Raw genomic sequence first — 18168 nt, forward strand, 5'->3', positions numbered from 1 at the left:
AGTGATCAGCCTAGGTCGACTCGCGCGAGCGTGCGGCCCTTAGCCCGCGAGCATGAGGAAAAGCACTGCGATGGCCTCGGCGGCCACCAGCGCCCAGGCCCAGGTGGAGGGCAGCGCGAAGGCCACCAGCAGCGCCAGCGCCGCGACCACGGCCACCGAGATCAGCCCGGCCTGCACCACGGCCGCGTGCGTGGTCCGCTTCCGGTCCCTGACCTGGGCCATGGCGACCAGGGTGAGGATGAGGCCGCCCACGCTGAACAGGACGGTCGCCGTGATGCGCCAAGTCTCCACGTGATCACGGTATCCCCTCCGGCAACAGATAGGCCCGCACCTAGGGCCAGCCCGCGGAGCCTCGCCCGCGATAGCCGCGTCGAGGCGGCCCCTGGCGGCACGGCCGGACCACCCGAATACGCCCGGTATGAGGGCGGCCCGTCCGTACCACCAGGAACCACCTCGATCACGACTCTCACGGACGGGGCTCCACGGGCAGGCCCTAGGCTCTGCTCCATGACGAAGTGGGAGTACGCCACGGTTCCGCTGCTGACCCACGCGACCAAGCAGATCCTCGACCAGTGGGGCGAGGATGGCTGGGAGCTGGTGTCGGTGCAGCCGGGACCCACCGGTGAGCAGCTGATCGCTTTCCTGAAGCGCCCGAAGGGCAACTGAGCATGGGCGAGTGGAAACAGCGCCTGGTCGAGCTGGGCATCGAACTGCCTGCGGTGGCCGCGCCGGTGGCCGCCTACGTGCCCGCCGTGCGCAGCGGCGCGCATGTCTACACCTCCGGCCAGCTGCCGATCGTGACCGGTGCGCTGGCCGCGACCGGCAAGGTCGGCGCGGCGATCAGCCCGGAGGAGGCCAAGCAGCACGCGCGCACCTGCGTGCTGAACGGACTGGCCGCCATTGACGCGCTGGTCGGCTTGGACTCGATCACCCAGGTGGTCAAGGTGGTCGGCTACGTGGCCTCCGCGGACGGCTTCACCGGCCAGCCCGCGGTGATCAACGGGGCCTCCGAGCTGCTCGGCGAGGTCTTCGGCGAGGCAGGGGTGCACGCCAGGGCCGCGGTCGGGGTGGCCGAGCTGCCGCTGGGCGCGCCAGTCGAGGTGGAACTGATCGTCGAGGTCGCCTGATCCACTGAACCGCCGCCACCCCGGCCGAGGTTGGGGTGGCGGCGGTTCTTCTGTTCAGGTGGGCAGCGCGGCCAGCGCGGTAACCAGGGCCGCGCGCTGTTCCCTGGCCAGCAGCCGGTACGGCCGGGCGGCCATCCGGTCGGTGTGCGTCTCGATCCGCCGCCGCAGTGGATCCTCGGCGTCCAGCGCGTTCGCCTGGATGGGGGTGAGCCCCTCGGCGCCCGCCGCGGCGGTCTGGGTGTCCACCCGGTGGTAGCGCAGCGCGCACAGGCCGTCGACCAGTCGGGCCGGGGCGGTGCGGGCCGAACGGGCGCCCACCCAGGCGTCGAAGGCCGCGCCGTCGGAGGTGCCGACCGCGCCGCCCACCGCCAGGTCCACGAAGGACAGCGCGATCTCCGGCCCCGGCCACAGCTCGGCCGCGGTCCGGTCCACCACCTCCACCACCGCGCGCAGCATCGCCACGCACCGCGGCGTGGCCAGCACGGCCCGGCCCTGGCGGCTCAGCCAGCCCGCGGCGGTCAGTTGGTCCAGCACCGCGTCCAGGTCCGGTGTCTGCGGGTGCACCGCGTGCGCCACCGGCAGCAGCACCGGCCCGGACAGCAGCAGGGTGCGCAGTTCCAGCAGCAGCTCCCCGCCCTCTGGCAGGCCGTGCTCGGCGGTCACCGCCGCCCCGCCGCGTTCGGCCGCGGCCTGGTAGATCGCGGTGAGCAGCCGGTTGAGCTGCTGCTGCACCGCCCGCGCGGAGAGCACCGCGTCGGTGGCCTCCCAGGCCCACAGCTGCGGATCGCCCGGCTCGGCCGCGCCGCCGCGCATGCGCAGCGCGGTGGCGAAGCAGTGCCGGGCCGCGGCCCACTCACCGGCGTCGTAGTAGCACTGACCGGCGTGCTGGAAGATGAAGTGGAAGTGCGTGCCCAGTTCGGGCGTGCGGCTGCCGTCGACCAGGCAGCGGTCGAACTCGGCCATCGCCTCGGTGTGGCGGCCCTGCCACTGCAGCACGTGCGCCAGCCTGCTGCGGGCCAGCACCTCGGAGGCGGCCGGGCCATGCTCCTCGGCCAGCCGCAACGCGGTGCACAGGTGCCGCTGCGCCAGGTCCAGCCTGCGCAGGATGCGCGCGGCCACGCCGATCATGGTGTGGTGCTGCCGGGCCACCGCCGGATTGCCCGGCACCGGCTGCGCGGCGGCCCGGTCCAGCCAGGCGGTCAGCGTGGCCGGATCGTCCGAGCACTCCCACAGGGTTTCCGGATCGATGTGGTAGGCGAACAGGGGACTCGCCATCGGGTCACTCGGTTGTGCCGTCACGGTCTCAGGCGACCCACCCGGCGCGCTGGGTGATCTCGTCGAGCACCCGTTGCAGGTGCAGACCGCGGCGCACATCGCAGGGGTGCTCGGTGTGGCCGCAGTCGATCAGCGCCAGGAACTCATCCAGCAGCGCGGTGAAGCAGTCTTGCGCGCTGAACTCGCCGCTGCCCAGCGCCCGGTGCCCGTGCTGCCCGTACACCGCGATGTCCACCACGCTGGGCTGGATCGGCAGCCGCAGGGACAGGGTGAGCGTGCTGCTGGCCCCGCCCTCGTGGCCGAGCACCAGGTGGCACAGGTCGTCCGGGCCGCGGTGCGCGGCGATGACCTCCTGGACCGGGCCGAGCGCGGCGTCGAGCAGGTCGATGGCGTGCGGGCCGATATCCAGCACCGCGCCGTCGGTCTGCCGCCAGGGCGAGGCGGAGTAGGGGCCGCCGAGCACTGCGCCGGTCAGCCAGCGCACCGAACCACCGGTCCAGCCGCCCAGTTTGTGCAGCCCGGCCAGCCAGTCGCGGACCTCGGGGGAGTAGCGCCGGGTGAGCAGCAGCAGCGAGGCCAGCCCGCGCCCGGTCACCTCATCGACCAGTCGCTGGGCCTGCTCCACGTTGGCGGCCAACGGTTTCTCCAGCACCAGGTGCTTGCCCGCCCTGGCCGCCTGGAGCGCGAGATCGCCCTGGATGGCCGGTGGCACCGCGAACGCGACCGCGTCCACAGTGGACAGAAGTTCGTCGAAGGAGTCCGCGGTCAGCGCGCCGTGCGGCTCCGCGAGGTCCTTGGCCGCGTCCCGCCGCCGGGCCCACACCGCGGCCAGCCGGGTGCCGGGGTGATCCGCGATGCCAGGGGCGTGCACGGCCCTGGCCCATGGACCCGCACCGACCAAGCCGATCTTGAGCTGTTCGTCCACGGGGAACATCCTGCCGGGTTTCAGCGCGCGTCGCGGAAGACCCGCACCGGAACTTCTATCCGGCCACCACCGGCGAAGTCCAGCCGCACGTTCTCCGGGCTCCAGCGCACGGTCAGCCCGTTGTCGGTGCGCCAGCCCGAGGGCACTTCGAGCACGTGCCCGCGCGGCACCTCGCCGCCGTCGTGCCTGCCCAGCCACACCTCGAAGGAGTTTCCGCTGGACATCATCGTGCCGACCCGTTTCACCGCCAGCGCGTAGCCCTGGTAGTCCCCGGCGGTGGCCACCGCGGGCGGCGGGGTCTGCACCTGCACCGTGCTGCGCACCGGCAGCAGCAGCGCCGCGGTGATCGCCACGGTCAGCACGGTGCCCAGCACGGCACCCGCCAGCACCAGGCTCAGCTTCAGCAGGCAGCCCGCGAACCGCGGCCGCGGCAGACTGACGTCCGGCTGCTGGGATGGGACGTTCGGCACACTCACGCCGCACATCTTCCCGCCCTAGTCTGGATCACATGCCGCAGCTACCCGAGGAGATGGTCCTGCCCGAGGGTTTTGTGCCAGCCAAGGCCCCGCAGCCGCCGGCTGAGCCCCGGGATTCGGCCACGGTCGCCCTGGTCAGGGACACCGCGACTGGACCCGAGGTGTTCCTGCTGCGCCGGGTGACCGGGATGGCCTTCGCCGGCGGCATGACCGTCTTCCCCGGCGGCGGGGTGGATCAGCGGGACGCGGACACCTCGGTCGCCTGGGCTGGGCCGACCCCGGCCTGGTGGGCCCAGCGGTTCGGCTGCTCGCCGGAGCTGGCCAGGGCGCTGGTGTGCGCGGCGGTCCGGGAGACCTTCGAGGAGGCCGGGGTGCTGCTGGCCGGGGCGAACGCGGACAGCGTCATCGCGGACACCGCGCCCTACGCCGACGCCCGGCAGGACCTGGTGGACCGGAAGCTGTCGCTGGCGGAGTTCCTCACCGAGACCGGCCTGGTGCTGCGCGCGGACCTGCTGCGGCCGATGGCGAACTGGGTGACCCCGCCGGAGGAGCCGCGCCGCTACGACACCCGGTTCTTCCTGGCCGCGCTGCCCGCCGGTCAGCGCGCCGACGGCACCACCACCGAGGCCGACCACGCCGCCTGGCAGCGGCCGGCGGACGCGCTCGCGGACTGGGCGGCCGGGCGCAGCGGCCTGATGCCGCCGACCTGGGTGACCCTGTCCCAGCTGGACCAGCACCGCACCGTGCGCGAACTGCTGGCCGTGGACCGCCAGATCACCAAGATCACGCCGAGGGTGGTGCGCCGCAACGGCAACCTGCACGTGGCCCTGCCCGGCGACGCCGACTACCCGGAGGCATCGTGACCCACCCGGCCTACGGCACGCTCCGCCAGGTCACCGCGAACGCGGCGGTGCTGCTGGCGGACAACCCGAACATGATGACCCTGGACGGCACCAACACCTGGCTGCTGCGCGCCCCCGGCCAGCCGGAGTGCGTGGTGGTCGACCCCGGCCCGGCCGACGAGGAGCACCTGGCCAGGGTGGCCGCACACGGCCCGGTCGCGGCGGTGCTGATCACCCACCACCACGGCGACCACACCGACGGCGCGGCCCGCCTCGCCGAGCTGACCGGCGCGCCCACCCACGCCATCGAACCCGCGCACCGCTACAACGGCGGCGGCGACCTGCACGACGGCCAGGTCATCGAGGCGGCCGGGCTGCGCCTGCGGATCTGGGTCACGCCGGGACACACCGCCGACTCGCTCTGCGTGCAGATCGAGGGCGACGGTTCGCTGCTCACCGGCGACACCATCCTGGGCCGCGGCACCACCATCGTGGCGCACCCGGACGGCAGGCTCGGCCCGTACCTGACCACCTTGCGCCGTCTGCTGGAGCTGCCGCCGGGCACCACGGTGCTGCCCGGCCACGGCCCGGAACTGCCGGACGTGGCCGCGGTGGCCACCGCCTACCTGACCCACCGCGAGCAGCGGCTGGAGCAGGTCCGCCAGGCCCTGGCCACCCTGGGCCAGGACGCCACCGCGCGCGCCGTGGTCGAGCTGGTCTACGCCGATGTGGACCAGTCGCTGTGGCCGGCCGCCGAGTGGTCGGTGCAGGCCCAGCTCGCCTACCTGCGGAGCTAACTGGGCTGGCGCAGCGGCACCACCAGGTACCGCAGCCGCACCGCGCCGGGCGAGGTGACGTGGCTGAACATGGTGCCCCGGATGCCCGGCTGGATGTCCACCCGGACCTCGTGCTCGCCAAACCAGCGCAACGTCTCCAGCAGGTATTTCGCCTGGTAACCGCGGCTCACCCGGTTCCCGTGCATCCCGGCCTTGACCGTCTCCTCGGCCTCCCCGGCCTGCGGATCGCTGCCGCGCACCCGCAGCTCACCGTCCCCGGTCTCCAGGGTCACCGTGCCGCGTGGTCCGGCGTACGGCGCGACCCGGCGCACCGCCCCGGCCAGCGCGGCGCCGTCCAGGGTGAGCGAGCACTCGACGGTGCTCGGGAAAAGCTTGTCCTCCTCCGGTAGCCCGCTGACCAGCACCGATGTGGTGACCGTCGACGAACCCCAGGTCAGCGCGGCCCGGTCGGCATCAGCGTGGATGGTCACCCGGTCCGCACCCCTGGCCTGCTTGGCCACCTCGGTGAACAGCGAGGCCGGGATCAGCACGTCCAGCTCGTCATCGGCGGAGATCCACGGCAGGTCGGCCGCCGCCATCCGGTACCGGTCGGTGGCCACCGCCACCAGCCGCCCGCCCTTGGCCCGCAACCGCACCCCGGTGAACACCGGCAGCGCGTCGTCCCGGCTGGCCGCCGAGGCCACCGGCAGCACCGCCGCGTGCAGCTCCGCTCCCCGGGCACTGCCCGCCACCGCGGGCGGCGCTGGCACGCCGGGATGGTCCTCCACGGCCAGCAACGGCAACGCGAACCGCGCGCTGGGCGTCCGGACCGCCAGCCGGGAGCCCTCCACCACCAGCCGCACATCCGGCGAGTCCAGCGCGGCCAGCGTCTCGGCCAGCGGCTTGGCCGGGACCAGGACCTGGCCGTCGGTGTGCGTGACGGCCGCGGTGTGCAACCGCACCCCGCGCTCCCGGTCGGTGGCCGCCAGGGTCACCCCGCCGGCGTCCGCGGACAGCAGCAGCCCGGCCAGCACCGGATCAAGGGTGCGGCCGGGCAGCAGCCGGGACAGGTCGGCGGCGGCGGTGGCCAGCGCGGTGGTGGTCGCGGTCAGGTCCAGGGACATGCCGCGCACGCTAGCGCCGCCCACCGACAGATCCGGGGCCTCAGCGCGCGGTGGCGACCACCTCGGCCGGGACCGCGCAGTCCGCGGGCGAGACCGCCGGGAGCGCGTCCCGCACGGTCCGCCTGCGCAGCCACACGCCGCCGGCGATCAGCAGACCGGCCACGGTCGCCGCGGCGAAGGCCAGCGGCGGCCCGGACAGTTCGATCAGCTGACCGCTGACCGACTGACCAGCGGCCAGGCCAAGGGTCACCGAGGTGATCACCCAGCCGAAGGCCTCGGTGGAGCTGCCCGCCGGGGCGACCTCGTCCACCGCGATGGAGTGCGCGGTGGCCTGCGGGGTGATCAGGGTGCCGACCACCAGCAACGCGATGGCCAGGCCTGCCAGGCTGGTCTGCCACACCAGCAGCAGGAGCAGCAGCGAGAACGCGGCCAGCAGCACCGGCAGGCGCAGGTACATCGGGCGCGGCACCGGGCGCAGGCCGTAGAGCAGGCCGGCGACCACCGAGCTGACCGACCACAGGCTCAGCAGCAGACCGCCGACCGAGCTGGGGTAGCCGGCCATGGTGGCCGCCGCCGGGACCGCGATCTCGACGAAGCCGATGGTCACGCCGAAACCGAAGGCGGCCAGCGCGACCGTGCGCATGGCGGGGGTGAGCACGGCCAGCAGGCCCTGCCCCGCCCTCGGCTCGGTGCGCTCGCGCCAGGCCCGCACGGCCGGGGTCAGCGCGAAGCCGACCGCGCCGATCACCATCGAGCCCGCGCCGATCACCACGCCGGTGCCCGGCCAGGGCAGCGCCATCAGCAGACCGGCGATGGCCGGGCCCAGGATGAAGAAGACCTCCATGCTGATCGCCTCGTAGGAGTAGGCGGCCTGCCGGGCCGGGCCCGGCGGCAGCAGCCTGCTCCACAGGCTCCGCGAGGAGGAGCTGACCGAGGGCTGGCTGACCCCGAGCGCGAGCGCGATGGTCATCAGCAGCCACACCGGCGCGCCGGCCTCCACCGCGCTCACCCCGAGCGTGGTGAACAGGGTGAGCAGCGCGGCGGCGGTGAGCAGCGGGCGGGTCGGGCCGAACCGGTCGACCAGGCGGCCTTGCAACACCGAGCCGATCGCGGCGCCGGTCAGGGCGCCCGCGGAGACCAGACCGGCCGAGGCGAAGGAGCCGGTGGCCTGCCGGACGTAGAGCATGAGCGCCAGCCCGACCATCGCGACCGGGAGGCGCCCAAGCAGCGCGGCCAGCACCGGGAGGCGGGCTGCCGGGGTGCTCAGGGCCGCGCGGTAGGACGCGAAAGACAGAGACTGGGACATGCGTACCAGTCTGCCTGATCTGGTACGCAGGTACCAGTTATTTCCCGGTGCCCTTGGTCACCACACGCAGGGTCACGATGCTGTAACGAAAATGCGGTTTCTGGGTGAATCCACGCAACTTCGGCGCGAAGAACGCCGTCCTTGAGGGTGACAGCGCTTGTACAAAAGTGCTGGAAGACGCAGTGTTGGCGCTGTGCCCGTCACGACGGGGCTGGTCAGGCGGCTAAAAGGGACATGCTTCACAATCGAACTTGAAAATTTCCCTCGGAGATCCGGTTCGGGGCCGGACCGGGGGACGCGTGGCTGGTCGGGGGATTGGCCGCGCACCAAAAGGAGGCTGGCGCGCCGCGTCGGGGGCGGCGTCCAGCCTCCTCTTGTTTTCCAGTTCTCTGGTGCGCTACCGCGCCCGGCGAGCCATCCGCTCCGGGTCGAGGATCAGCACGCTCTTGCCCTCCAACCGCAGCCAGCCGCGGTGGGCGAAGTCGGCCAGCGCCTTGTTCACGGTCTCCCGTGAGGCGCCGACGAACTGCGCGATCTCCTCCTGTGTCAGGTCGTGGGTGACCCGCAACAGGCCACCCTCCTGGCTGCCGAAACGCTGCGCGAACTGCAACAACGCCTTGGCAACCCGACCGGGCACATCGGTGAAGATCAGGTCCGCCAGCATGTTGTTCGTCCGGCGCAGCCTTCTCGCCAGCACCCGGAGCAGTTGCTCCGCGATCTCTGGTCGCTTGTTGATCCACTCGCGGAGCGCCGGCCGGTCCATGGTCAGCGCACGCACCTCGGTCACCGTGGTGGCCGTGGAGGTCCTCGGGCCCGGATCGAAGATGGACATCTCGCCGAACATGTCGGAAGGTCCCATGATGGCCAGCAGGTTCTCCCTGCCGTCCGGCGATTTGCGCCCGAGCTTCACCTTTCCCGACTGCAGGATGTACAGCCGGTCGCCGGGCTCTCCTTCCGCGAAGATCACATGGCTGCGCGGGAAGTCCACAGCCTCCAAAGAACTGGCCAGCGCCTCAGCGGCAGCCGGATCCACGCCCTGGAAGATGCCCGCGCGGGCCAGGGTCTCGTCCACCTCGTCCCTCCTGTCGAGACGCGGCAGTCACGTGTTCTCGTCGAAGCCACTGGAGCGGGCCGCGACGACGTGCCGCCGATCACTCCGAGCAGTCTAGGACTTCACCCGGCTAAGGACGGCTTCGGACACGGCGAGGTCGTCGCGGAGCCCGTCCACCGAGCCTCCGGAGCCGGAAAAGTTCGAGTGCGCGACCGATGCCGTGTCCGTAGAGCGCGCGCACCTCGTCGGGGCGGGCCTTCTCCAGGAACTCCTCGACCTCGTCCTCCTGCACGGCGACGTGCCGAAGCCGGTCTTCCACGCGCTCCATGAACAGCGCGAAGAACATCACGATGAGCGGTACGACGAGTACAAACCAGGCAGCCATGATGATTCGATACTGACCCATACACCCTCAGTGAGCGCAACCGGGGTCCCCCACAGACGTAAACACCATCGTGTCCAGTCCGTAGGCTGAAGGGGTGGCAGAGCAAACCCGGCTGGCGTTGGTGCGACGGGTGCGGCGCATGGTCCGGGCGCTCGCCGACGGTTACCCCGACGCGCACTGCGAACTCGACTTCACCAACCCCCTGGAACTGGCCGTGGCGACCATCCTGTCCGCCCAGTGCACGGACAAGCGGGTCAACGAGGTCACCCCGGCGCTGTTCGCCCGCTACCGCACCGCGGCCGACTACGCGGGAGCGGACCGCGCCGAGCTGGAGGAGTACATCCGCTCCACCGGCTTCTTCCGCAACAAGACCACCTCGATCATGGGCCTCGGCGCCGCGCTGGTGGAGAAACATGCAGGCCAGGTGCCCAAACGCCTGGTCGACCTCGTCGAGCTGCCCGGGGTGGGGCGCAAGACCGCCAACGTCATCCTCGGCAACGCCTTCGGGGTGCCGGGGATCACCGTGGACACCCACTTCGGCCGCCTGGTGCGCCGCTGGGGCTGGACTGCCGAGACCGACCCGGTGAAGGTGGAGAAGATCATCGGCGAGCTGGTCCCGCGCAAGGACTGGACCATGCTCTCGCACTGGATCATCTTCCACGGCCGCCGCGTCTGCCACGCCCGCAAACCCGCCTGCGGAGCCTGCTTCCTGGCCAGGGAATGCCCCTCCTTCGGCGAGGGCGAACTGGACCCGGTCAAGGCCGCCGAGCTGGTCAAGGGCCCAGAGGCGGCGCACCTGCTGGCGCTGGCGGAGACCCGGCGGGCGGGTGCCGCCCGGTGATCCCCCGGGTGCGGTGGTTCGTGCTGATCGTGGTGCTGGCGGTGGCCGCGGTCATCGCGCTGTGGCCACGTGGTGGCGAACTCGCCCCGAGCGGATCCAGCCCGACCTCGGTGGCTGAGCCGGACCTGGCCCCGCTGCGGGCCAAGGCCCAGCTCGCGCCCTGCCCGCAGCCCGGCCCCACCGACAGCGTGGTCGGCCAGCTTTCCGGCGTCCGGGTGCCCTGCCTGGGCCAGGAGGGCGTCACCGACCTCGGCTCGGCGCTGGCCGCCAAGGCCACCCTGGTCAACGTGTGGGCCACCTGGTGCCAGCCCTGCCGCGCCGAACTGCCGATCCTGGCCGAGTACGCGGCGGGCGAGGGCGCGGTGCCGGTGCTCGGCCTCCAGGTCCGCAACGACAGCCGGGCCGCCGGGCTGGAGCTGCTGGCCGCGCTCAACGTAAAGCTGCCCTCGGTGGCCGATGCCGACGGCGCCGCGCAGGCCGCGCTCAAGGTGCCGCCCGCACTGCCCGCCTCCTACCTCGTCCGCCCGGACGGCGAGGTTCGCAGAATCACCCAGCCGCTGCTGTTCACCTCGGTCGAGCAGGTCCGCAGGGCGGTCGCCGACAACCTGGGGGGCGCCTGATGACGCACGGTCCACTCGTCGACCCGGCCGAGCTGCCCGACTGGCTCGCGCCCCTGGTCAAGACCACCGCGGAGATCGACCACTCCGCGTTCACCAAGTACAACCCGAAGGCCACCGCGGACGTGCGCCAGGCCGCGGTGCTCATCCTGCTCGGCGAGGAACACCCCGGCTCCGGGCCGGACGTGCTGCTGCTGCGCCGCGCCGACGGCCTCAACTCCCACCCCGGCCAGGTCAGCTTCCCCGGCGGCGCGGTCGACCCGACCGACTCCGGCGTGGTCGAGGCGGCGCTGCGCGAGGCGCACGAGGAGGCCGGGGTGCTGCCGGAGAGCGTGCGCCCGGTCGCGCTGCTGCCCGAACTGTTCATCACCCCCAGCGGGTTCATGGTCACCTCGGTGCTCGGGCACTGGGAGAAACCCGGTCCGGTCGCCCCGGTGGACTTCGGTGAGACCGCCGCGGTGGCCAGGGTGCCGATCGCCTTCCTGGCCGATCCGGCCAACCGGTTCCGGGTCCGGCACTCCTCCGGCTGGCTCGGTCCGGCCTTCGCCGTGCCGGGCATGCTGGTCTGGGGTTTCACCGCCGGACTGCTCGCGGGCGTGATCCGGCTGGCCGGCTGGGAGCAACCATGGGACGAGACGGACGTCCGAGATCTTGAGGCCTCCTGGCGGGCCGTCGAGGAACTTCCAGGCGAGGAGAGCGCGTGAACTGGGTCGACCTCCTGGTGGTGCTGCTGGCGATCGTGGCGGCGCTGTCCGGGGCCAGGCAGGGCGTGGTCATCGCCGCGCCCGCGATCCTGGGCGCGCTCGGCGGCGCGCTGCTCGGCCTGGTGCTGGCGCCGATCGTGGTCGCCCAGTTCACCAACGTCACCGTGCGGGTGGTGGTGCTGGTCGCGGTGATCGTGCTGCTCGCGGTGCTCGGCGAGACCCTGGGCGTGCTGATCGGCCGCCCGCTGCGGGAGAAGATCCACCGCTCCCGGATCGTCTGGCTGGACAACACCCTGGGCGCGCTCGTGCAGGGCGCGGTGGTGTTCGTGGTGGCCTGGCTGCTCGCGGTGCCGCTGACCTCGGTGGCCGGCCTGCCAGGGCTGTCCGGGGCGGTCAAGGGCTCGGCCGTGCTGGGCACCGTGGACGAGGTCATGCCGCAGGCGGGCAAGGACCTCTCCGGCGAACTGCGCAGGCTGCTCAACGTCTCCGGCTTCCCGACCCTGCTCGACCCGTTCAGCTCCACCCCGCGCACCGACGTCGGCCCGGCCGACGGCACCCTGGCCGCCAGCCCGATCGCCAAGGAGGTGCAGGCCAGCGTGCTCAAGGTGCGGGCCCAGGCCTCCTCCTGCTCGCGGGCGCTGGAGGGCACCGGGTTCGTCATCTCCCGCGGCCGGGTGATGACCAACGCGCACGTGGTGGCAGGCGCGGACACGGTGGCCGTTGAGGTCGGGCGCGGGCAGTTCGACGCGACCGTGGTGCTCTACGACCCGCAGACCGACGTGGCCGTGCTCGACGTGCCCGACCTGACCGCCGCCGCGCTGCCCTTCGCCCCCGCCGACGCCAAATCCGGCCAGGACGGCATCGTGCTCGGCTACCCGCTGGACGGCCCCTACACCGCCACCGCGGCCCGGATCCGGGACCGCATCCAGCTGCGCGGCCCGGACATCTACGAGTCCCGCACCGTCACCAGGGACGTCTACACCGTGCGCGGCACCGTGCGCAGCGGCAACTCCGGCGGCCCGCTGGTCGATCCGCAGGGCCGGGTCATCGGCGTGGTCTTCGGCGCCGCGGTGGACGACCAGGAGACCGGCTTCGTGCTCACCGCGGCCGAGGTCGCCGCCGAGGTCAAGGACGCGCCGAAACTCACCCGGCGGGTCTCCACCGGGGCCTGCGCGCGCTGATCAGGCGGACTGCTGCTGCTCCGCGTCACTGCTGTGGCGGCGGGGCAGCACCTTGCCGGTGTCCTTGAGCGTCTCGATGGTCCGCTTCGGGCCGCGGATGGTGCGCACCCTGCGGTAGCCGAGGAACCCGAGCAGCCCGGCCGAGACCAGCATCAGCACGAACACGATGCCGAAGCCGCCCCAGCGCGGCAGCCACACCGAGAGCAGCTCGCCGAGGGTGAAGAACAGGAAGAACATGCTGAAGGCGAGCACGGCCAGGGCGAGGATGAAGTAGACACTGCCCTTGACGCCCTTCTTCACCTCCGTGCCCAGCTCGGCCTTGGCGAGTTCAAGCTCGCTGCGGATCAGCGTGGACAGGTGGGTGGTCGCCTCGCGGACCAGGCCGCCGATCGACTGCTCACCTGGCGCGGCCTCGAAGTCCGACAGCGGGATGGACGGGACGGGCGGCAGCCCGGCGCCGTCGGGGCTGCCGCTGGCGTTGTGCTGGGCGCGGGTCACGCCCGACATCGTGCCATGCAGCGGATCAGTCCACAGTTTCCGTGTCCCGGTGCGCCCTGCTTCGGCGCAGCAACATCAACGCGGCCAGCAACGCGGCCACCGCGGAGGCCACCAGCACCGCGGCCTTGGCCACCTCGGCCTCACCGGCGGGCAGCGCCAGCTCGGCGATGAGCAGGCTGACGGTGAACCCGACACCGCCGAGCATGGCCACGGCGGCCATGTCCCGCCAGCTCAGCTCCGCCGGTTTGCTGGCCAGCCCCAGTTTCACCGCGACATAGGAGAAACCGAAGATGCCCAGCAGTTTCCCGGCCAGCAGCCCGGCGATCACCGCCAGCGCGATCGGGTCCTGGGTGAGCATCCGCAGCGCGTCCGCGCCGATCGGCACCCCGGCGGCGAAGAGCGCGAACACCGGCACCGCGAACCCGGCCGAGTAGGGCTGCAACCGGTGTTCCAGCCGCAGGGCAGGGGCCTCCCGCTCGTACGGGTCCGGGCGGACCCTGGTCAGCAGGCCCAGCGCCACCCCGGCGATGGTGGCGTGGATGCCGGAGGCGTGCACCGCGTACCAGGTCAGCAGCCCGATCGGCACGTACAGCCAGGAGCTGCGGATCCGCTTGTGCTGCAGGTACCAGTACAGCGCGCACAGCAGGATCGCCGCGCCGAAGGCGAGCAGGCTGAACTTGGCGGTGAAGGCGACCGCGATCACCGCGATGGCGCCCAGATCGTCCACCACGGCCAGGCTGAGCAGGAAGATCCGCGCGCTGCTCGGCATGCCGGAGCCGGTCAGCGCGAGCACGCCGAGGGCGAAGGCGATATCGGTGGCCACCGGGATCGCCCAGGCGCCCTGCGCGCCGGGCGTGCCCGCGGAGACCGCCAGCGCGACCATGGCAGGCACCATCATGCCGCCCATCGCGGCGATCACCGGCAGCAGCGCCGAACGCATGTCCGCCAATTCGCCGACCACCAGTTCGCGTTTCAGCTCCAGGCCGACCACGAAGAAGAACAGCGCGAGCAGCCCGTCCTTGGCCCATTCGCCCACGGTCAGCTTCAGGTGCAGGGCGTCCAGGCCGATCGGGAAATCGCGCAGCGCCCGGAAGGAATCACCCCAGGGCGAGTTGGCCCAGAGCAGGGCGATGGCGGTGGCCGCCAGCAGCACGAAACCACCGACGGTCTCGGTGCGCAGATAGCGGGCGAACTCGGCGGCGGCGGCCTTGGGGCGGCGGAGGCGAGCGTGCACGGGCGGCTCCCTGAAGGGTCGGCTGTAACAGTCGCCGACCAGACTTCCCGGCACACCCTGATGCGACCTTAACGCCTCAACCGGGCGAAATATAGGTGCTTAGCACAACGAAGTGACGGAAAGCACCAGGACAGCGCCGGTGCGGGCTGCCTAGGTTCGAATCGTGCCCGCCGCCGAGCCCACCGCGTCGCAACGGCCGCACGCGCTGCGGCTGATGCTCATCGGACTGGCCGCCGGTGTGCTGGCCGGACTCTTCGGGGTGGGCGGCGGCATCGTGATCGTGCCCGCGCTGACCGCGCTGTGCGGCCGGGACCAGCGGCACGCGGTGGGCACCTCGGTGATGGCCATCGGCCCGCTGGCCATCGCGGGCACGGTCGGCTACCTCTACGCCGGCGAGGTCGACGTCTTCATCGCGGTCCCGCTGGCCCTGGGCACCATGATCGGCGCCTGGCTGGGTGCGGCACTGCTGGACCGGGTGCCGCTGGCCCTGCTGCGCTGGTTGTACGCGGTGCTGGCGCTGGCCACCGCGATCCGTTTCCTGACCGTGCCCGGCGTGTCCAGCGGCCCGGTGGAACACGATCTGCTCGCACTCTCGCTGCTGATCCCGGTCGGCGTGCCCATCGGCGTGCTGGCCGGGCTGACCGGCATCGGCGGCAGCACCGCGATGGTCCCGGTGATGCAGCTGGGCTACGGCGTCGGCGCGGCCATGGCCAAGGGCACCTCGCTGCTGGTGGTGCTGCCCTCCTCGGTGCTGGGCGCCTGGCGCAACGTGCGCAACGGCAACGGCTCGCTCCGGGACGCGGCCTGGATCGGCGGCGCTGGCGCGCTCACCGCGATCGGCACCAGCTTCCTGTCCGTGGCCCTGGACCCGCGACTGTCCGATCTGCTCTTCGGCGGACTGCTGGTTCTGGTTTCGATTCGGACAGTTTGGCCGGATATCCGACGGAAAGGCACTCGTTCGGGCTAGCCTGCGCGGCTGGTGGGAGTCAGTGGAACGGATGGGCGGTCCGGTGCGTCGACTCCTTCGACCGGGCGAGCGAGTGACTGGGGAAGACCGAGATGAAGAGCATTGTCCGCTGGGTGGTCGTGACCGGAATCGGTCTGGTGATGCTGATCGTGGGCATCAGCAACATGAACGCCACCGAGGTCAAGTGCGGCAGCCAGGTGATGAAGCCGGGCGATTCCTGCACCAGCACGGCCCGGCGCAGCCGCACCACGACCACCAGGACCTACGCCGAACAGCGGGACTCCGACCGGACCTTCGGCCTGGTCATGACCATCATCGGGCCGATCCTCCTCCTCGGCGGCGGCCTGATGACGGTGCTCACGGTCAACAAGAACAAGCGGATCAAGGCCGCGGCCGCCGGTGGCGGCTACCCGCAGCCGGGCCAGGGCGGCTACCCGCAGCCCGATCAGCAGTACCCCGGCCAGGACCCGCAGGGTTACCCGCAGCCCGGCCAGCAGCAGTACCCCGGCCAGCCGCAGCAGGGCTTCCCGCAGACCGGTCCGCAGCCGCAGCAGGGCTACCCGCAGCCTGGCCAGCAGCAGCCGGGCTACCCGCCCACCGGCCCGCAGCCGCAGCCCGGTTACCCGCAGCAGCAGCCGCAGTGGGGCCAGCCGCAGCCCGGTTACCAGCAGCCCGGCCAGTACCCGCCGCCCGGCCCGCAGGCGCCGCCCGCCTACCAGCAGCCGCAGCCCGGCCAGTACCCGCCCGGCTACCAGCCGCCCGCGCCGTACCAGTCATCCTGACCAACGCGAAGGCGCCGTTCCCCAGCCCGGGGAACGGCGCCTTCGGCGTTGTGCTCAGTCCTCGCTGGCCGAGCCCTTCTGCAGGCCCGCGCTGATCAGGTTCATCACCGTGGAGTCCGCGAGCGTGGTGACGTCGCCGACCTGCCGGTTCTCCGCGACATCACGCAGCAGCCTGCGCATGATCTTGCCGGAGCGGGTCTTGGGCAGCTCGGGCACGACCATGATCTGCCGCGGCTTGGCGATCGGGCCGATCTCCTTGGCCACGTGGTTGCGCAGCGCCTGCACCGCGGCGTCCCCGCCGTCCACCGCGTCCCCGCGCAGGATCACGAAGGCCACGATGCCCTGGCCGGTGGTCGGATCGGCCGCGCCGACCACCGCGGCCTCGGCCACGGTCGGGTGCGAGACCAGCGCCGACTCCACCTCGGTGGTGGAGATCCGGTGGCCGGAGACGTTCATGACGTCGTCCACCCGGCCGAGCAGCCAGATCGCGCCGTCGGTGTCGTACTTGGCGCCGTCCCCGGCGAAGTAGAAGCCCTGGGACTCAAAGCGCGACCAGTAGGTCTCCCGGAACCGGGCCTCATCACCCCAGATCCCGCGCAGCATGGACGGCCACGGCTGGTCCAGCACCAGGTAACCGCCGCCGCCCTTGCCGACCTCGTTGCCCGCCTCGTCGACCACCTTGGCGCCGATGCCGGGCAGCGGACCCATCGCCGAACCCGGCTTGGTGCTGGTCACCCCGGGCAGCGGGGAGATCATGATCGCGCCGGTCTCGGTCTGCCACCAGGTGTCCACGATCGGCGTCCGGTTGGCGCCCACGTGCTCCCGGTACCACATCCAGGCCTCGGGGTTGATCGGCTCGCCGACGCTGCCCAGCACCCGCAGCGAGGACAGGTCGTACTTGGCCGGGATGTCCGCGCCCCACTTCATGAAGGTGCGGATCAGCGTCGGGGCGGTGTAGTAGATCGACACCCCGTACTTCTGGATGATCTCCCAGTGCCTGCCCTCGTGCGGGGTGTTCGGCGTCCCTTCGTAGACCACCTGGGTCGCCCGGTTGGCCAGCGGCCCGTAGACGATGTAGGAGTGCCCGGTCACCCAGCCGATGTCCGCGGTGCACCAGTAGACGTCGGTCTCCGGCTTGAGGTCGAAGACGTTGCGGTGGGTGTAGGCGGCCTGAGTGAGGTAGCCGCCGGAGGTGTGCAGGATGCCCTTGGGTTTACCGGTGGTGCCCGAGGTGTAGAGGATGTAGAGCGGGTGCTCGGCGTCGAATGCCTCGGCGGTGTGCTCGGTGGACTGGGCGTCCACCAGCTCGTGCCACCACAGGTCGCGGCCGTCGGTCCAGTCGATCTCGGAGGAGGTGCGGCGCACCACCAGCACGTGCTCCACGCTGGGGTTGCTGGCCACCGCCTCGTCCACCGCGGGCTTGAGCGCGGCCGGGTTGCCCCGCCGGTACTGGCCGTCGGTGGTGATCACCAGGCGGGCCGAGGCGTCCTCGATCCGGGAGCGCAGCGCCTCGGCGGAGAAACCGGCGAAGACCACGCTGTGCGGCAGGCCGAGCCGCGCGCAGGCGAGCATGGAGAAGATCGCCTCGGGCACCATCGGCATGTAGATGGCCACCCGGTCGCCCGCGACCAGGCCAAGCGAGGACAGCGCGTTGGCCGCCTTGCTGACCTCGTCCTGCAGGGTGGCGTAGGTGATGGTGCGGGTGTCGCCGGGCTCGCCCTCCCAGTGGATGGCGACCTGCTCGCCGTGCCCGGATTCCACGTGCCGGTCGACGCAGTTGTAGGCGACGTTGAGCTTGCCGCCGAGGAACCACTTCGCGAACGGGGCGTCGGTCCAGTCCAGGACCTTGGTGAACGGCGTGTGCCAGTGGAGCTGTTCGGCCTGTTCGGCCCAGAACGCCTCCCGGTCCGCCGCCGCCTGCTCGTACAGGGCGGGCTTGGCGTTGGCCTTGGCGGCGAACTCCGCGCTGGGCGGGAACGTCCTGCTCTCGGTGAGCAGGTTGTCCAAGGTGTTGCTCGATCCGGCGTCGCCACTAGGCGGGGTCATCGCGTGCGCCC

Annotated in this window: 21 protein-coding genes; 10 read left to right on the forward strand and 11 right to left on the reverse strand. The window is 71.9% G+C overall.

Annotated features, from left to right (window positions below):
* Positions 1-39 precede the first annotated feature (39 nt).
* Positions 40-291 (reverse strand): hypothetical protein, encoded by a 252-nt coding sequence (locus tag ACTOWY_RS35390; RefSeq protein WP_441313955.1) that lies wholly within the window; start codon positions 289-291, stop codon positions 40-42.
* Between the two features lie 216 nt (positions 292-507).
* Between ACTOWY_RS35390 and ACTOWY_RS35395 the strand changes: the two genes are divergently transcribed.
* Both ACTOWY_RS35395 and ACTOWY_RS35400 read left to right on the forward strand, forming a co-directional pair.
* Positions 508-666 carry a DUF4177 domain-containing protein gene (locus ACTOWY_RS35395; RefSeq protein ID WP_185001230.1) on the forward strand — a complete coding sequence of 53 codons (159 nt, stop codon included), beginning with the start codon at positions 508-510 and terminating at the stop codon, positions 664-666.
* Between the two features lie 2 nt (positions 667-668).
* Positions 669-1127, forward strand: a complete 459-nt coding sequence (locus ACTOWY_RS35400) for a RidA family protein (protein WP_441313956.1) — start codon at positions 669-671, stop codon at positions 1125-1127.
* Between the two features lie 54 nt (positions 1128-1181).
* Here ACTOWY_RS35400 and ACTOWY_RS35405 read toward each other — a convergent pair whose 3' ends face one another.
* From ACTOWY_RS35405 to ACTOWY_RS35415, 3 genes are read right to left on the reverse strand one after another with little or no spacing between them, the layout of a single operon-like run.
* A complete protein-coding gene (locus ACTOWY_RS35405; protein ID WP_441313957.1) occupies positions 1182-2402 on the reverse strand; it encodes a hypothetical protein in 1221 nt (406 codons plus the stop codon).
* 28 nt (positions 2403-2430) lie between these two features.
* Entirely contained in the window at positions 2431-3336 is a 906-nt protein-coding gene (locus ACTOWY_RS35410; RefSeq protein ID WP_441313958.1) for a Gfo/Idh/MocA family protein, read from the reverse strand.
* A gap of 11 nt (positions 3337-3347) precedes the next feature.
* On the reverse strand, positions 3348-3803 hold the full coding sequence (locus ACTOWY_RS35415; protein ID WP_441313959.1) for a hypothetical protein: 456 nt from the start codon (positions 3801-3803) through the stop codon (positions 3348-3350).
* A gap of 32 nt (positions 3804-3835) precedes the next feature.
* On the opposite strand from ACTOWY_RS35415, the gene ACTOWY_RS35420 reads away from it, so the two are divergent.
* Complete coding sequence (locus ACTOWY_RS35420; protein ID WP_441313960.1) at positions 3836-4666, forward strand: NUDIX hydrolase; 831 nt, start codon at positions 3836-3838, stop codon at positions 4664-4666.
* Entirely contained in the window at positions 4663-5442 is a 780-nt protein-coding gene (locus ACTOWY_RS35425; RefSeq protein WP_441313961.1) for an MBL fold metallo-hydrolase, read from the forward strand. The genes ACTOWY_RS35420 and ACTOWY_RS35425 overlap by 4 nt, the downstream gene beginning before the upstream one ends.
* On the opposite strand, the gene dnaN is transcribed toward ACTOWY_RS35425, so the two are convergent.
* The 4 genes from dnaN to ACTOWY_RS35445 all read right to left on the reverse strand — a co-directional run bounded on the left by dnaN (position 5439) and on the right by ACTOWY_RS35445 (position 9287).
* Positions 5439-6545, reverse strand: a complete 1107-nt coding sequence (dnaN, locus tag ACTOWY_RS35430) for a DNA polymerase III subunit beta (RefSeq protein WP_441313962.1) — start codon at positions 6543-6545, stop codon at positions 5439-5441. The genes ACTOWY_RS35425 and dnaN overlap by 4 nt on opposite strands.
* A 40-nt stretch (positions 6546-6585) precedes the next feature.
* Positions 6586-7851: an MFS transporter gene (locus tag ACTOWY_RS35435; RefSeq protein WP_441313963.1), complete on the reverse strand. Its 1266-nt coding sequence runs from the start codon at positions 7849-7851 to the stop codon at positions 6586-6588.
* A gap of 397 nt (positions 7852-8248) precedes the next feature.
* A complete protein-coding gene (locus tag ACTOWY_RS35440) occupies positions 8249-8923 on the reverse strand; it encodes a Crp/Fnr family transcriptional regulator (protein ID WP_185001239.1) in 675 nt (224 codons plus the stop codon).
* Positions 8924-9032: 109 nt separating this feature from the next.
* Positions 9033-9287, reverse strand: a complete 255-nt coding sequence (locus tag ACTOWY_RS35445; RefSeq protein ID WP_441314019.1) for a hypothetical protein — start codon at positions 9285-9287, stop codon at positions 9033-9035.
* A gap of 139 nt (positions 9288-9426) precedes the next feature.
* Between ACTOWY_RS35445 and nth the strand changes: the two genes are divergently transcribed.
* Genes nth through ACTOWY_RS35465 form a run of 4 tightly spaced genes read left to right on the forward strand, consistent with a single transcriptional unit; the run spans position 9427 to position 12630 of the window.
* Complete coding sequence (gene nth, locus ACTOWY_RS35450; RefSeq protein WP_441314020.1) at positions 9427-10128, forward strand: endonuclease III; 702 nt, start codon at positions 9427-9429, stop codon at positions 10126-10128.
* Complete coding sequence (locus ACTOWY_RS35455; RefSeq protein WP_441313964.1) at positions 10125-10748, forward strand: TlpA family protein disulfide reductase; 624 nt, start codon at positions 10125-10127, stop codon at positions 10746-10748. Before nth ends, ACTOWY_RS35455 begins: the two co-directional genes overlap by 4 nt.
* Complete coding sequence (locus tag ACTOWY_RS35460; RefSeq protein ID WP_441313965.1) at positions 10748-11449, forward strand: NUDIX hydrolase; 702 nt, start codon at positions 10748-10750, stop codon at positions 11447-11449. Before ACTOWY_RS35455 ends, ACTOWY_RS35460 begins: the two co-directional genes overlap by 1 nt.
* Complete coding sequence (locus ACTOWY_RS35465; RefSeq protein WP_441313966.1) at positions 11446-12630, forward strand: MarP family serine protease; 1185 nt, start codon at positions 11446-11448, stop codon at positions 12628-12630. Before ACTOWY_RS35460 ends, ACTOWY_RS35465 begins: the two co-directional genes overlap by 4 nt.
* Here ACTOWY_RS35465 and ACTOWY_RS35470 read toward each other — a convergent pair whose 3' ends face one another.
* Both ACTOWY_RS35470 and nhaA read right to left on the reverse strand, forming a co-directional pair.
* Entirely contained in the window at positions 12631-13137 is a 507-nt protein-coding gene (locus ACTOWY_RS35470; protein ID WP_441313967.1) for a phage holin family protein, read from the reverse strand. It abuts the gene before it with no gap.
* A gap of 16 nt (positions 13138-13153) precedes the next feature.
* Complete coding sequence (gene nhaA / locus ACTOWY_RS35475; RefSeq protein WP_441313968.1) at positions 13154-14362, reverse strand: Na+/H+ antiporter NhaA; 1209 nt, start codon at positions 14360-14362, stop codon at positions 13154-13156.
* A 163-nt stretch (positions 14363-14525) separates the two neighbouring features.
* Between nhaA and ACTOWY_RS35480 the strand changes: the two genes are divergently transcribed.
* Together ACTOWY_RS35480 and ACTOWY_RS35485 are read left to right on the forward strand one after the other, a co-directional pair.
* Positions 14526-15329 carry a sulfite exporter TauE/SafE family protein gene (locus ACTOWY_RS35480; RefSeq protein ID WP_441313969.1) on the forward strand — a complete coding sequence of 268 codons (804 nt, stop codon included), beginning with the start codon at positions 14526-14528 and terminating at the stop codon, positions 15327-15329.
* Between the two features lie 92 nt (positions 15330-15421).
* Positions 15422-16111 (forward strand): hypothetical protein, encoded by a 690-nt coding sequence (locus ACTOWY_RS35485; RefSeq protein ID WP_441313970.1) that lies wholly within the window; start codon positions 15422-15424, stop codon positions 16109-16111.
* A gap of 54 nt (positions 16112-16165) precedes the next feature.
* On the opposite strand, the gene acs is transcribed toward ACTOWY_RS35485, so the two are convergent.
* Positions 16166-18157, reverse strand: coding sequence for an acetate--CoA ligase (acs, locus tag ACTOWY_RS35490; protein WP_441313971.1), 1992 nt, complete (start codon positions 18155-18157; stop codon positions 16166-16168).
* Positions 18158-18168: the final 11 nt, after the last annotated feature.

The organism is Crossiella sp. CA198 (genome assembly GCF_052078295.1).
GTDB lineage: Bacteria > Actinomycetota > Actinomycetes > Mycobacteriales > Pseudonocardiaceae > Crossiella.

Excerpts from the sequence above, each read along its gene's own strand:
- ACTOWY_RS35395 (WP_185001230.1), top strand. The coding sequence starts at position 508 with ATGACGAAGTGGGAGTACGCCACGGTTCCGCTGCTGACCCACGCGACC.
- ACTOWY_RS35400 (WP_441313956.1), top strand. The coding sequence starts at position 669 with ATGGGCGAGTGGAAACAGCGCCTGGTCGAGCTGGGCATCGAACTGCCT.
- ACTOWY_RS35405 (WP_441313957.1), bottom strand. The coding sequence starts at position 2,402 with ATGGCGAGTCCCCTGTTCGCCTACCACATCGATCCGGAAACCCTGTGG.
- ACTOWY_RS35410 (WP_441313958.1), bottom strand. The coding sequence starts at position 3,336 with ATGTTCCCCGTGGACGAACAGCTCAAGATCGGCTTGGTCGGTGCGGGT.
- ACTOWY_RS35420 (WP_441313960.1), top strand. The coding sequence starts at position 3,836 with ATGCCGCAGCTACCCGAGGAGATGGTCCTGCCCGAGGGTTTTGTGCCA.
- dnaN (WP_441313962.1), bottom strand. The coding sequence starts at position 6,545 with ATGTCCCTGGACCTGACCGCGACCACCACCGCGCTGGCCACCGCCGCC.
- ACTOWY_RS35435 (WP_441313963.1), bottom strand. The coding sequence starts at position 7,851 with ATGTCCCAGTCTCTGTCTTTCGCGTCCTACCGCGCGGCCCTGAGCACC.
- ACTOWY_RS35445 (WP_441314019.1), bottom strand. The coding sequence starts at position 9,287 with ATGGCTGCCTGGTTTGTACTCGTCGTACCGCTCATCGTGATGTTCTTC.
- nth (WP_441314020.1), top strand. The coding sequence starts at position 9,427 with ATGGTCCGGGCGCTCGCCGACGGTTACCCCGACGCGCACTGCGAACTC.
- ACTOWY_RS35460 (WP_441313965.1), top strand. The coding sequence starts at position 10,748 with ATGACGCACGGTCCACTCGTCGACCCGGCCGAGCTGCCCGACTGGCTC.
- ACTOWY_RS35470 (WP_441313967.1), bottom strand. The coding sequence starts at position 13,137 with ATGTCGGGCGTGACCCGCGCCCAGCACAACGCCAGCGGCAGCCCCGAC.
- ACTOWY_RS35485 (WP_441313970.1), top strand. The coding sequence starts at position 15,422 with ATGAAGAGCATTGTCCGCTGGGTGGTCGTGACCGGAATCGGTCTGGTG.
- acs (WP_441313971.1), bottom strand. The coding sequence starts at position 18,157 with ATGACCCCGCCTAGTGGCGACGCCGGATCGAGCAACACCTTGGACAAC.